The 12,207-nt window shown below is 42.3% G+C and carries 16 protein-coding genes; 13 read left to right on the top strand and 3 right to left on the bottom strand.

Annotation, left to right across the window (positions count from 1 at the left end; genetic code table 11):
• The first annotated feature begins 67 nt into the window (after window positions 1-67).
• The 12 genes from B1202_RS15395 to B1202_RS15340 all read left to right on the top strand — a co-directional run bounded on the left by B1202_RS15395 (window position 68) and on the right by B1202_RS15340 (window position 9,317).
• Window positions 68-907, top strand: a complete 840-nt coding sequence (locus B1202_RS15395) for a metal ABC transporter solute-binding protein, Zn/Mn family (protein ID WP_078191480.1) — start codon at window positions 68-70, stop codon at window positions 905-907.
• Between the two features lie 170 nt (window positions 908-1,077).
• Window positions 1,078-1,476, top strand: a complete 399-nt coding sequence (locus tag B1202_RS15390; protein ID WP_078191479.1) for an ATP synthase subunit I — start codon at window positions 1,078-1,080, stop codon at window positions 1,474-1,476.
• Window positions 1,477-1,578: 102 nt separating this feature from the next.
• A complete protein-coding gene (atpB, locus tag B1202_RS15385; RefSeq protein ID WP_078191478.1) occupies window positions 1,579-2,454 on the top strand; it encodes a F0F1 ATP synthase subunit A in 876 nt (291 codons plus the stop codon).
• A gap of 84 nt (window positions 2,455-2,538) precedes the next feature.
• Window positions 2,539-2,784: a F0F1 ATP synthase subunit C gene (gene atpE / locus B1202_RS15380; protein WP_000424060.1), complete on the top strand. Its 246-nt coding sequence runs from the start codon at window positions 2,539-2,541 to the stop codon at window positions 2,782-2,784.
• A 38-nt stretch (window positions 2,785-2,822) separates the two neighbouring features.
• Window positions 2,823-3,293 carry a F0F1 ATP synthase subunit B gene (locus tag B1202_RS15375; protein ID WP_078191477.1) on the top strand — a complete coding sequence of 157 codons (471 nt, stop codon included), beginning with the start codon at window positions 2,823-2,825 and terminating at the stop codon, window positions 3,291-3,293.
• Window positions 3,294-3,305: 12 nt separating this feature from the next.
• Window positions 3,306-3,842: a F0F1 ATP synthase subunit delta gene (locus B1202_RS15370; RefSeq protein WP_078191476.1), complete on the top strand. Its 537-nt coding sequence runs from the start codon at window positions 3,306-3,308 to the stop codon at window positions 3,840-3,842.
• Window positions 3,843-3,884: 42 nt separating this feature from the next.
• Window positions 3,885-5,429, top strand: a complete 1,545-nt coding sequence (gene atpA / locus B1202_RS15365) for a F0F1 ATP synthase subunit alpha (RefSeq protein WP_078191475.1) — start codon at window positions 3,885-3,887, stop codon at window positions 5,427-5,429.
• A gap of 88 nt (window positions 5,430-5,517) precedes the next feature.
• Entirely contained in the window at window positions 5,518-6,387 is an 870-nt protein-coding gene (gene atpG, locus B1202_RS15360) for a F0F1 ATP synthase subunit gamma (RefSeq protein ID WP_078191474.1), read from the top strand.
• A gap of 29 nt (window positions 6,388-6,416) precedes the next feature.
• A complete protein-coding gene (atpD, locus tag B1202_RS15355) occupies window positions 6,417-7,811 on the top strand; it encodes a F0F1 ATP synthase subunit beta (RefSeq protein WP_078191473.1) in 1,395 nt (464 codons plus the stop codon).
• 26 nt (window positions 7,812-7,837) lie between these two features.
• Window positions 7,838-8,257 carry a F0F1 ATP synthase subunit epsilon gene (locus tag B1202_RS15350; RefSeq protein WP_078191472.1) on the top strand — a complete coding sequence of 140 codons (420 nt, stop codon included), beginning with the start codon at window positions 7,838-7,840 and terminating at the stop codon, window positions 8,255-8,257.
• Window positions 8,258-8,387: 130 nt separating this feature from the next.
• A complete protein-coding gene (locus tag B1202_RS15345; RefSeq protein ID WP_078191471.1) occupies window positions 8,388-8,867 on the top strand; it encodes a DUF2846 domain-containing protein in 480 nt (159 codons plus the stop codon).
• 144 nt (window positions 8,868-9,011) lie between these two features.
• On the top strand, window positions 9,012-9,317 hold the full coding sequence (locus B1202_RS15340; RefSeq protein ID WP_078191470.1) for a hypothetical protein: 306 nt from the start codon (window positions 9,012-9,014) through the stop codon (window positions 9,315-9,317).
• A 6-nt stretch (window positions 9,318-9,323) separates the two neighbouring features.
• Here the strand turns inward: B1202_RS15340 and B1202_RS15335 are convergent, their stop codons facing one another.
• Entirely contained in the window at window positions 9,324-9,767 is a 444-nt protein-coding gene (locus B1202_RS15335) for an AAA family ATPase (RefSeq protein ID WP_078191469.1), read from the bottom strand.
• Between the two features lie 105 nt (window positions 9,768-9,872).
• Between B1202_RS15335 and B1202_RS15330 the strand changes: the two genes are divergently transcribed.
• On the top strand, window positions 9,873-10,331 hold the full coding sequence (locus tag B1202_RS15330; RefSeq protein ID WP_078191468.1) for a hypothetical protein: 459 nt from the start codon (window positions 9,873-9,875) through the stop codon (window positions 10,329-10,331).
• A 16-nt stretch (window positions 10,332-10,347) separates the two neighbouring features.
• On the opposite strand, the gene B1202_RS15325 is transcribed toward B1202_RS15330, so the two are convergent.
• Window positions 10,348-11,361 (bottom strand): pirin family protein, encoded by a 1,014-nt coding sequence (locus tag B1202_RS15325; protein WP_078191558.1) that lies wholly within the window; start codon window positions 11,359-11,361, stop codon window positions 10,348-10,350.
• Between the two features lie 157 nt (window positions 11,362-11,518).
• A complete protein-coding gene (locus B1202_RS15320) occupies window positions 11,519-12,142 on the bottom strand; it encodes a hypothetical protein (protein WP_078191467.1) in 624 nt (207 codons plus the stop codon).
• Window positions 12,143-12,207 lie beyond the last annotated feature (65 nt).

The following is a 12,207-nucleotide window of genomic DNA, read 5'->3' as shown; positions in this document are numbered from 1 at the left end:
ACAGACGTAGGTTTTTTTACGATTTTGTTATATTATAACACTATTCATTTTATGGTGCTCTCTCCCCATGTCCCGTGTATTTCTTTTTTGTAGTTTGGCTTTATTCAGTGTGATGAGCTGGGCGCAAGGTCTCGTTGTTTCTACACAACCGATTTATCTAATCGCAAAAGATGTACTCAAGGGCGTAGAGCAGCCCAAACTACTGCTTGACCATCAATCTGGACATGATGTGAGTTTGACGCCTGCGCACCGTAAAACCGTGCAAGATGCCAATCTCGTTTTATGGTTAGGCCATGCACACGAAGCACCATTGGCAAAAATGTTGGGTGAAAGTGGCAAAAGTATCGCTATTTTAGACTCAGGCATTATCAGTGCGTTGCCATTACGGGATGTGCGTGGCAATGCATTAAAAGGCACAATTGATACGCATGTCTGGCTTGAACCAAACAATGCGGTTCGAATCGGCTTTTTTATAGCCGCGTTACGTTCACAACAGTTTCCAGAACATCGTGAAAAATATTGGGCCAATGCGCGTGCATTTGCGCAGAAACTCTTGGTCACAGCACAAAAAACCGATGTGTCGAGCCGTGCTCAACCTTACTGGTCTTACCACGATGCCTATCAATATCTTGAGCGCTCACTGAATTTGAAATTTACCGGTGCGTTGACAGATGATCCACATGTCGCGCCGACATTGGCACAAATCAAATACCTGAAAGACCATCGCACGCAGCCAAAAGTATGCTTACTTGCAGAAGCACATGCCAGTCAAAATCAGTATCAAAAGCTCGGTGGTATCGTCTTTCAACCGGTTGACGAAACGATGAGTGGGGCAGGGGATTTTGTAACAGCATGGAAGATGTTGGCTGATGAAACTCTGAAATGCACACTAAATGCACGAAAGTAAAGTAAAAAATAAACAACTATTGATTAGTTTGAAAGCAGTTTGCCAATTTAAAAAAACACGACTAAGGTCGGGAAAAGATTGCAAGTTAAGGGGTGTAACTCTATAATGCCTGCGATTAAAAATAATCATCAGTTAAACTTGTCAAGCAGAATTGCTGTGAGTGAACAAAAATGAGTCGAACTAGTCGCATGATTGATCGACGATTAGCGAAAGCTTTAGTCATCTTACAAGCAGTAATGATTCCTGTTTCAGCCCTGATTGGTTGGGTCTTTAAAGACACAATCACAGCATATAGTGCAGCTTTGGGTGCGTTGGTATGTTGGCTAGCAAGTAGCTACTTTTCATGGCAGTCGTTTCGTGCGGCTGGTGCCCGTGCCTCTAAACAGGTGCTGTCAAACATGTATCGTGGCTTAATGGGCAAGTTTGCAATCGTGATTGTTGGATTCATTTTGATTTTGATCAATGTCAAACCGTTGTCAGCGGTGGCATTGTTTTGTGGTTTTATGCTCGTACAAAGTATGTCGTGGGTCGCTCCTTTTTGGGCAACACGCTTAAAAAAACGAGTATAAACACAACAAAAAATTGAAAAGTTTTTTGGAGAGTAACGAGATATCAGGCAGCACGCGATATTCGTTTTCTCTATTAGTTTTGACATTGACCAGGTGTGATTTATGGCTGCTGAAGAACATGCCCTTACTTCGACCGAGTACATTCAGCATCACTTGACTAACTTGACCTATGGCAAAATGCCAGATGGTACTTGGAAGTTAGCTGAGACTGCTAAAGAAGCTCAAGAGATGGGGTTCACTGCTATTCACTTGGATTCAATGGGTTGGTCTATTGGCCTTGGTATTGTTTTCTGTTTGTTGTTCTGGGTTGTAGCGAAAGCTGCAAACTCTGGTGTTCCGACCAAGTTCCAGTCTGCAATCGAAATGATTATCGAGTTCGTTGACTCAAGTGTCCGTGACACTTTCCATGGCAAATCGCGCTTAATCGCGCCGTTAGCGTTGACCATCTTCGTGTGGATTTTCCTCATGAACTTGATGGACTTGATCCCTGTTGACTGGATTCCTTATACAGCTCAATTGATCGGTGCTAACGTGTTTGGTATGGATCCTCACCACGTTTACTTCAAAATCGTTCCATCTACTGATCCTAACATTACCTTGGGTATGGCATTATCAGTATTTGCGTTAACTATTTTCTATAGTATCCGTGAGAAAGGTCTTGTCGGATTCGGTGCAGAATTTGCACTTAACCCATTTAACCCAAGTAACCCAGTTTTAAAAGCATTACTTATTCCAGTAAACATTATTCTTGAATTAGTAACTTTTATTGCACGTCCAATCTCATTGGCTCTTCGACTGTTCGGTAACATGTATGCGGGTGAGTTGATCTTCATCTTGATCGCATTACTACCGTTCTGGATCCAGTGGGCGTTGTCTGTGCCTTGGGCGATCTTCCATATTCTTGTTATTACGTTACAAGCATTCATTTTCATGATGTTGACTATCGTATATATGAGTATGGCTAGCGAAAAGCATTAATGGTATTGCTCAACTGTCAAAGGGTGGTTGGGCACACAATTTTTTAACTTAATTTGGTATAAACCTAACCTCTGAGGAATTATCATGGAACTCACTTTAGGTCTAGTTGCAATTGCATCTGCTATCTTGATCGCTTTTGGTGCTTTAGGTACTGCGATTGGTTTTGGTCTTCTAGGCGGCCGTTTCTTAGAAGCTGTTGCTCGTCAACCAGAATTGGCTCCACAACTTCAAACTCGTATGTTCTTAATCGCAGGTCTTCTTGATGCTGTGCCTATGATCGGTGTTGGTATTGGCTTGTTCTTCATCTTCGCTAATCCATTTGTAGGTTAATCAGCTTAATTCCTAAATTAAACTATTGAGGAATAGCAATGAATATCAACCTCACATTGATTGGCCAAGCGATTGCATTTGCGATTTTTGTCGCATTCTGCATGAAGTTTGTATGGCCACCACTAATCAATGCGATTAGTGAGCGTCAGCGTAAAATCGCTGATGGCTTAAACGCTGCTGAAAAAGCAAAAGCTGACCTTGCGGATGCGCAAGCACAAGTGAAAGCTGAATTAGACGCGGCTAAAGCACAAGCGGCTCAATTGATCGAACAAGCGAACCGTCGTGGTGCGCAATTGGTAGAAGAAGCGCGTACTCAAGCTGCGGCTGAAGGTGAGCGTATTCGTCAACAAGCTAAAGAAGCTGTTGATACTGAAATCAATGCTGCTCGCGAAGAATTACGTCAACAAGTTGCTGCTCTTGCAGTTACTGGCGCAGAAAAAATTCTGAACCAGCAAGTTGACGCAGAAGCTCACAATGCCATGCTGACTCAGCTGGCTGCTAAACTTTAAGAGAGGCGGATTATGGCTGAACTCTTGACGTTGGCACGCCCATACGCTAAAGCAGCATTTGCTTACGCTTCTGAGCAAAATGCAACTGACGCTTGGTCAAATGCATTGAATTTGCTCAGTGCTGCGGTGCAAGACGAAGCATTTTCAGCTTATCTAAATCGCCCTGAGCTTACTCCTGCTGAGCAGGTAAGTGTTTTCGCAAAAGTTTTAGGTGAAGACCAGACTGCAGCAGTGTCAAACTTTTTGACATTGCTTGCCGATAATGACCGTCTGGCACTTCTTCCTGAAATTTCAGAAGAATACGAACAGCTCAAATCACAGAATAACAATACTGTGGATGTAGTGATTGAATCTGCATTCCCATTGACTTCTGTACAAGAACAATTACTTGCGCATGCATTAGAGAAAAAATTCGAAGCTGCCGTAAATGTTTCTGTAGAAGTTAACCCAGCGTTAATCGCGGGTGTAGTTATTCGTGCAGGCGACCAAGTGATAGATGATTCTGCGCTTAACAAGCTTGAAAAAATGCGGACTCGTCTTCTTGCTTAACAGCTCGAAGACTGAACTTTAAAAAGATTGAGGTATAGCGCAATGCAACAACTGAATCCATCCGAGATCAGTGCGCTCATTAAACAGCGTATCGGCGATCTGGACACCAGCGCGACCGCTAAGAACGAAGGGACCATTGTTATGGTTTCCGACGGTATTGTGCGCATTCACGGCCTTGCTGATGCAATGTACGGTGAAATGATCGAATTCGACGGCGGCTTATTTGGTATGGCACTGAACCTAGAACAGGATTCAGTGGGTGCCGTTGTCTTAGGTAACTACTTAAGCCTTCAAGAAGGTCAAAAAGCTCGTTGCACAGGTCGTGTATTAGAAGTTCCGGTTGGTCCAGAACTTTTAGGCCGTGTAGTAGATGCTTTGGGTAACCCAATTGATGGTAAAGGCCCTATTGACGCAAAACTTACTGATGCTGTTGAAAAAGTAGCACCAGGCGTAATTTGGCGTCAATCAGTGGATCAACCTGTACAAACTGGTTATAAATCAGTAGATACAATGATCCCTGTTGGTCGTGGTCAACGTGAGTTGATCATCGGTGACCGTCAAACTGGTAAAACAGCTATGGCGATCGATGCGATCATCGCTCAGAAAAATTCTGGCATTAAATGTGTATACGTAGCAATTGGTCAAAAACAATCGACTATCGCTAACGTTGTGCGCAAGCTAGAAGAAACTGGCGCTATGGCGTACACAACTGTTGTAGCAGCTGCTGCAGCTGATCCTGCAGCAATGCAGTATCTTGCTCCGTATGCTGGTTGTACAATGGGTGAGTACTTCCGTGACCGCGGTGAAGACGCGCTTATCATTTATGATGACTTGTCTAAACAAGCTGTTGCTTACCGTCAAATTTCATTGCTTCTACGTCGTCCACCAGGTCGTGAAGCATATCCTGGTGACGTATTCTATCTACACTCACGTTTACTTGAACGTGCTTCACGTGTATCTGCTGACTACGTTGAGAAATTCACTAACGGTGAAGTTAAAGGCCAAACTGGTTCATTAACTGCATTACCGATTATTGAAACTCAAGCCGGTGACGTATCTGCATTCGTACCTACAAACGTAATTTCGATTACTGACGGTCAGATCTTCTTAGAAACATCATTATTCAACGCAGGTATTCGTCCTGCTGTGAACGCGGGTATCTCTGTATCACGTGTTGGTGGTTCTGCTCAAACTAAGATCATCAAAAAATTGTCAGGTGGTATCCGTACCGCTCTTGCGCAATACCGTGAATTAGCTGCGTTTGCTCAGTTCGCTTCTGACCTTGACGAAGCAACTCGTAAACAGCTTGAACATGGTCAACGTGTAACTGAGCTTATGAAGCAAAAACAATATGCTCCATACTCAATTGCTGACCAAGCTGTTTCAATTTATGCATCTAACGAAGGCTACATGGCTGACGTAGAAGTGAAGAAAATCGTTGCATTTGATGCTGCGTTGATCTCTTACTTCCGTTCAGAAAATGCTGCGTTAATGCAAAAAATTGACGAGACTGGTGCTTACGATAAAGAAATCGAAGCAGCAATCAAAGCAGGTATTGAAAGCTTTAAAGCGACTCAAACTTACTAAGATTCAACTGTGTTGAATCTGGTTTTGGTTTGGTTCACGGATCAACCTTCGGAAGCTCGAAAGGGCTTTCGAATACTAGGTTAAGCGTATGGCAAATTTAAAAGAAATTCGCGCCAAAGTAGCTAGTATCAAAAGCACGCAGAAAATTACTCGCGCGATGCAGATGGTAGCAGCTTCTAAGATGCGTCGTGCGCAAGAGCGCATGGCTCAAGGCCGTCCGTATGCCGAAAATATGCACCGTGTAATTGCTCATTTGGTACAAGCGAATCCTGAATACAAACACCGTTATATGGTTGAACGTCCTGTAAAGCGCGTTGGCTATATCATTGTTTCTTCAGATCGTGGCCTTGCTGGTGGTTTGAACATTAACTTGTTCAAAAAAGTGGTAAAACACGTACAACAGCAACAAGAGCAGTCAATTGAAGTTCAATTTGCTTTAATTGGTCAAAAAGCGGTTTCGTTTTTTAAAAACTACGGCGGTAAAGTTCTTGGTGCAACTACAAACGTAGGTGATGCTCCGAGTCTTGAACAGTTAACTGGTTCTGTACAGGTGATGTTAGACGCGTTTGATAAAGGCGAGTTAGATCGTATTTATCTAGTGTCAAACGGCTTTGTCAACGCCATGACTCAAAACCAAAAAATCGAACAGCTTGTTCCTTTAGCAGCTGCTGAGGAAAGCGAAGGTCTAAACCGTCAATACGGTTGGGACTATATCTATGAACCAGAAGCTGAAGAGCTTTTAAATGGTTTATTGGTTCGTTACATTGAGTCTATGGTTTATCAAGGTGTGATTGAAAACATCGCATGTGAACAGTCTGCTCGTATGGTTGCAATGAAAGCTGCAACTGATAACGCGGGTGAATTGATCAAGAGCCTACAACTTATTTATAACAAGCTGCGTCAAGCCGCGATTACTCAGGAAATCTCTGAGATCGTTGGTGGTGCCGCTGCCGTTTAACATTATTAGTTTGAATTGAGGAGACAGCAATGAGTAGCGGTCGTATCATTCAGATCATCGGCGCGGTTATCGACGTCGAGTTTGAACGTAACAGCGTTCCTAAGATCTATGACGCTCTCCATGTTGATGGTACTGAAACTACATTAGAAGTTCAGCAGCAACTTGGTGATGGCGTAGTTCGTACTATTGCAATGGGTTCTACTGAAGGCCTTAAGCGTGGTCTTACTGTAACTAACACTGGCGCGCCTATCTCTGTACCTGTAGGTACTGCATGTTTAGGTCGTATCATGGACGTTCTTGGTCGCCCTATCGACGAAGCTGGTCCTGTTGGTACTGAAGCTCGTTTACCAATTCACCGTCAAGCGCCTTCTTATGCAGAACAAGCGGCTTCTACTGACCTTTTAGAAACTGGTATTAAAGTAATTGACTTACTTTGCCCGTTCGCTAAAGGTGGTAAAGTTGGTCTGTTCGGTGGTGCCGGTGTTGGTAAAACTGTAAACATGATGGAGTTGATCAACAACATCGCAAAAGCTCACTCAGGTTTATCTGTGTTTGCTGGTGTTGGTGAACGTACTCGTGAAGGTAACGACTTCTATCACGAAATGAAAGACTCTAACGTTCTAGACAAAGTAGCAATGGTCTACGGTCAGATGAATGAGCCACCAGGTAACCGTTTACGCGTAGCGTTGACTGGTTTGACTATGGCTGAGTACTTCCGTGACGAAAAAGACGAAAACGGTAAAGGCCGTGACGTTCTATTGTTCGTCGACAACATCTATCGTTATACACTAGCGGGTACTGAAGTATCAGCACTTCTAGGTCGTATGCCATCTGCAGTAGGTTACCAACCGACTCTTGCAGAAGAGATGGGTGTTCTTCAAGAACGTATTACGTCTACTAAGTCTGGTTCTATTACGTCAATCCAAGCGGTATACGTACCTGCCGATGACTTAACAGATCCATCGCCTGCTACTACCTTCGCTCACTTGGACGCGACTGTTGTATTGAGCCGTGACATCGCATCTTCTGGTATTTACCCAGCGATCGATCCACTTGACTCTACTTCACGTCAGTTAGATCCACTTGTAGTGGGTACTGAGCATTACGAAATCGCTCGTTCAGTTCAAAACGTTCTTCAACGTTACAAAGAATTGAAAGACATTATCGCAATTCTTGGTATGGACGAATTGGCAGAAGAAGACAAACTTACTGTATACCGTGCACGTAAGATCCAACGTTTCTTCTCTCAACCGTTCCACGTAGCTGAAGTGTTTACTGGTGCTCCTGGTAAACTTGTACCGCTTAAAGAAACAATTCGTGGCTTTAAAGGTCTTCTAGCTGGTGAATACGACCACATTCCAGAACAAGCGTTCTACATGGTTGGTGGTATTGACGAAGTTATTGCTAAAGCTGAGAAACTTTAATTAGTTACCTAATTTAGGAGATTCTCATGTCAACTATGCAATGTGACGTTGTAAGTGTTAAAGAGTCTTTGTACTCTGGCACTGTAACTATGCTAATTGCTAAAGGTGCTGGTGGTGAGTTGGGTATTATGCCTGGCCATGCGCCACTAGTAACTTTGCTCAAGCCGGGCGCAATCCGCGTTCTGCTTGAAAATGGTACAGAAGAATTAATCTATGTATCAGGTGGTGTACTAGAAGTTCAACCGCACGTTGTTACTGTACTTGCAGATACTGCAGTACGTGCTGACAACCTTGATGAAGCAGCAATTATTGAAGCTCGTAAACAAGCTGAACAATTGTTAGCAAATCAAAAGAGCGACTTGGACTCAGCTGCTGCTTTGGCTGCTCTTGCAGAAACTGCTGCTCAGTTGGAAACCATCCGCAAAATCAAAAACCGCGCTCAATAAGACGCAGTTTGAGATTGAAAGAGCCACCCGAAAGGGTGGTTTTTTTATGGCTGAATAATAAATAAATTTGATTATATTTTGATTAATTGTTATTTTTCATATGCTTAAAAATATATCAATGGAATTAATGATGTCTAATAAAATCTTTTTCACATTACTATTATCTTTGGGATTTGTTGGGTGTGCATCCGTACCTAAAGCAGATCAAAATGCTTCAGCAGCAGTAAAACAACTAAATGCCCCACAAGAAGGCAATGCAGGAATTTATGTATATCGCTCAGCTTCTGTGAAAGGCGCTGCCTTAAAGAAAGATGTATGGGTAGATGGGGAATGTTTAGGTGAAACCTCTCGTGGAGTATTTTTTTATAAAGAAGTAGTGGGTAATCAAAAACATACAATTTCGACTGAATCAGAATTTTCACCTAACCATTTGGATATTGAAACTGAAGCAGGTAAACAATATTTTGTTCAGCAATTTATTAAAATGGGCGCATTTGTAGGTGGGGCAAATTTAAAACTGGTTGATGAGCAAACAGGAAAAAAGGCCGTTAGCGAATATGCATTTGCACAAGGCGGTAATTGCAGCAAAGCCACCATCGCATTGAAATAAAGGTTCATATGTAGATAAAAAACTACTCGAAAGGGTGGTTTTTTTATCCCTAAATTCTTTGAAAAACTGATCAATCTAAAGTTGAATATATTTTATTCAATACAATCTTTATAGTGATTAAATTCAATCAGCTAGCATTGCACCATGAACCTTATTGCCTATGAGCCGCATTTTTGGGAACTTTATCAAGATTTTGATCAATATTACTTGAGCATTGCGGTTGATCTCAGTTCTGTCGTGTCATGTTGGGATGTTGAACTCACCCATGAAGAAGTTCAACAATATGAACACCGTGGGCGTGTGAGTATTCAAGAGCTGGCTAAATCGATGGTCGCTGCTGCTTATAAAGGTGATTTTGCTTCATTAGAAAGTCGTTTAGTGAAACCTTATGAACGTCAGGCCATGCAATCGGCTTTTAAAAAATGGCAAGATAGCCAAGAAGCAGGTTAATACTCGTTATTCATGCATGGGTAAAATTGAAAACTCACCGTGACTGATAATTTTAATTTTAAAAATTTGATCAAAGCCTTCATCCTGTGACGGCACTTGAAGCTTTCGATAGGTTGCACGCACGCCAACTTCTGGAATATGGGCTTTGCCTTCACGAAAACTGTTGCGCTTTAAGGTACTGTCCAAATCGGTTTCAAAATAATAAGCAATCACTTCAAACCCTGCATTAACTGCGCGTTGGATATAGCGAGCACGAGCTTCCCGATCTGGGTTGGTATTATCAATCACCATTTTGGTTTTGGATGCCAAACCTGCTTCAAAGATCATATTTTCCCGATGTCGGGTTTTCAACATATCCAAATTAATACGTAAATGGCTATGATATAAATTCAACATGTAAAAGGTTGATTTGCCAGAGGCTTGAACGCCTGTAAAAATAATCAGCTGCATGGTGCCTGCAATGAAAGCATGGAATGAATAATAGAGTATTAAATCAGCAACCCAGTTTTGCTACAATCGCTGCAAAATAAATAAGAACAAGTTACAAAGGTCTGTATGCTCAAATTTTTTACCAGTTTATCGCTGTGTCTTTGTTGTGGTTTGCTCCTTGCATGCCAAAGCCAGTACGTCACGACACCCAATCTTCCGACTGAAGCTGCACTTGTCGCTGAATCGGTTGATAATGGGATCAGTACGGAGCTTGAGATCCCATATTTGACCGCCTTTCGAAATCTGCGACAAGCCTATAATCACTGTGTTGCGTTTACCGCGAACAATCGCTACGTCTATACCGATAATCGTTTAGAAGAGCATTTGGAGCAAGGGACATTGATGGCACGAACTGAACATGGGGCGTATTTGCATAAAATGTTGGTCGAAAGTTTAGATCCACAGACGACACGTATTACCTTATTTTTGCCGAAGCAATATACCTTTGCCCAAGCACGCTTTAAACAAGATGTTCAACGCGCACTTGGACAAGATAAAAACTGTAATACCTATGAAATTGCTTAATCCAACTAATTGAACTTTAAGACGCTTGTGAGTTTTCCTGTTCTGGGTGCTCTACACGTTTACCGCCTTCATAACTGGCAAATCGAGCCTGATCACGTTTGAAGACCGGTGCAGGCGACGGCCAAGGCCAATCTCCAAAATGGGTTTCACGATAGCGTTTAAAAGCCGCATCGAGTTCTTCAGTGGTATTCAGCACAAATGGACCGCGCATCGCCACGGGTTCATTAATCGGTTCACCTTCTAACCATAGAATCCGTGCTTCTAATCCGCCTGCTTTGAGATGGACGTCGGCATCTGATTGGAGTTCAACCAAATGCTTCATTTGAATGGTTTGACCTTCTATTTCTAATGTATTGCCCTGATAAAAATAAGCAAAACGGTTTGAGCTACTTGTTGTTGAGGGAATCACCAATTCTGCACCTGCTTGCATGGTGATTAAATAAATGTTGACCTTATTTTCTGCGGCAGCCGCCCATGAGTGTGGCGGTCGGGAAATGGCATCGGTGGATTTGAACTGTCCTGAAATCACGCGAATATCCGATTTTTTTCCTTCACTATCCGTTTCAAAGACGTGAGGAATCTCTTCACGCCAAAACATTTTATAGTCGGCATCATGGGCTTTCTGTTCGGCCGATGAATTAAACCAAATTTGGAAAAGTTCAAAAGGATTGGCTTTATCTTCATGCAGTAGGGGGAACATTTCACAGTGTTCAACGCCATTGCCTGTGGATAGCCATTGCACATCACCGGCAGCATAGCGTCCGCCATTGCCTAATGAGTCAAAGTGATCGACATAGCCTTGTTCAACCAAGGTAATGGTTTCAAAGCCGGTGTGTGGATGCTCTGGAAAACCTGGAACCACATCGCCATAATACATATTGAATTCATCTTTTTCTGCGGCTGTTTTTGGCCCCATGTCTGCATTTGCAGCAGGAAAATGATCAATATGATGAGCAGTAAATAAGAAAGGATCTTTTAAATCTAAACGAAAGGTAATGGGTGTAATGTTATAAATCACAGCGTTTGACATAACTGTTCCATCATTGGCTTTATTATTAAGCATTAATCTAAAAGGAAAAACAGTCGTGTTCTATAGCGGAACTGTAAGAAAAAAGCGTTAGCTCAAGGTCTAACGCTTTTTTGATTTAAAACAGGTGGAATGCAATGGAAATGCTAGATTTCGCTATTTATTCAGTTTCAGTGGGTGCAGTAGATGAGCTTTTTCCAGCTTGATCTTGGATCAACATACCTGCCAATTTCAGCATTTCAGCTTGAATATTGCCCATTTGATTTTGAATTTTCTGAAAATCAACTTTGCTTAAATCGACTTGTCCATTGAGAAAAGGTGAGGCCAATACTTGCTGATTCGCTGCCTGTAAATTGCTGCGAATATCATTAATCTCAGTGCTTTTTAGATTTAAATCATTCAATGCTTGATTGAAACCTTTGAGCTGCTGTTGCAGCTGGGTTGCCGCTTTTTGCAATTGGAGATGATCTTGGTTGCTGACTGCGGCTTCTAAATCGACCTGCGTTTGTTTGAGTTGCTCAACATAATTGCCGGCTTTAAGTTGCATATCCGCAACATCACGAACGATATAAAACATATTGCCGCTTTTTAATTGGCTTTGATCTGTCACCTGACTTTGTGTCGCGGATTGATCTTCGTTTGTTGATATTGTTGCAGAATGATCATTTTCTGCTGCGATTTCTTGTTCCTGTTGCGGTGCTGTGGCAGGTTCACAGCCAATCAGCACCAAAACACCACTAAAAATGGCAAAAGGGAGAAGGGCATTCTGCACAAGCTTTTTCATTCAATCATCACTATGTGTTAAGTCTATGCTTTGAATATAGGGGTAGAATGTGGATTAAAAATAGA

This window comes from Acinetobacter amyesii, assembly GCF_002018365.1.
GTDB lineage: Bacteria > Pseudomonadota > Gammaproteobacteria > Pseudomonadales > Moraxellaceae > Acinetobacter > Acinetobacter amyesii.
Note: the sequence above shows the minus strand (reverse complement) of the source record. Positions and strands in the feature narration are given on the sequence as shown.

Coding starts and splice junctions, on each gene's coding strand:
- B1202_RS15330 (WP_078191468.1), top strand. CDS start 9,873: ATGCTCAAATTTTTTACCAGTTTATCGCTGTGTCTTTGTTGTGGTTTG.
- atpD (WP_078191473.1), top strand. CDS start 6,417: ATGAGTAGCGGTCGTATCATTCAGATCATCGGCGCGGTTATCGACGTC.
- B1202_RS15370 (WP_078191476.1), top strand. CDS start 3,306: ATGGCTGAACTCTTGACGTTGGCACGCCCATACGCTAAAGCAGCATTT.
- B1202_RS15335 (WP_078191469.1), bottom strand. CDS start 9,767: ATGCAGCTGATTATTTTTACAGGCGTTCAAGCCTCTGGCAAATCAACC.
- B1202_RS15375 (WP_078191477.1), top strand. CDS start 2,823: ATGAATATCAACCTCACATTGATTGGCCAAGCGATTGCATTTGCGATT.
- atpA (WP_078191475.1), top strand. CDS start 3,885: ATGCAACAACTGAATCCATCCGAGATCAGTGCGCTCATTAAACAGCGT.
- atpE (WP_000424060.1), top strand. CDS start 2,539: ATGGAACTCACTTTAGGTCTAGTTGCAATTGCATCTGCTATCTTGATC.
- B1202_RS15350 (WP_078191472.1), top strand. CDS start 7,838: ATGTCAACTATGCAATGTGACGTTGTAAGTGTTAAAGAGTCTTTGTAC.
- B1202_RS15345 (WP_078191471.1), top strand. CDS start 8,388: ATGTCTAATAAAATCTTTTTCACATTACTATTATCTTTGGGATTTGTT.
- atpG (WP_078191474.1), top strand. CDS start 5,518: ATGGCAAATTTAAAAGAAATTCGCGCCAAAGTAGCTAGTATCAAAAGC.
- atpB (WP_078191478.1), top strand. CDS start 1,579: ATGGCTGCTGAAGAACATGCCCTTACTTCGACCGAGTACATTCAGCAT.
- B1202_RS15390 (WP_078191479.1), top strand. CDS start 1,078: ATGAGTCGAACTAGTCGCATGATTGATCGACGATTAGCGAAAGCTTTA.
- B1202_RS15325 (WP_078191558.1), bottom strand. CDS start 11,361: ATGTCAAACGCTGTGATTTATAACATTACACCCATTACCTTTCGTTTA.
- B1202_RS15395 (WP_078191480.1), top strand. CDS start 68: ATGTCCCGTGTATTTCTTTTTTGTAGTTTGGCTTTATTCAGTGTGATG.
- B1202_RS15320 (WP_078191467.1), bottom strand. CDS start 12,142: ATGAAAAAGCTTGTGCAGAATGCCCTTCTCCCTTTTGCCATTTTTAGT.
- B1202_RS15340 (WP_078191470.1), top strand. CDS start 9,012: ATGAACCTTATTGCCTATGAGCCGCATTTTTGGGAACTTTATCAAGAT.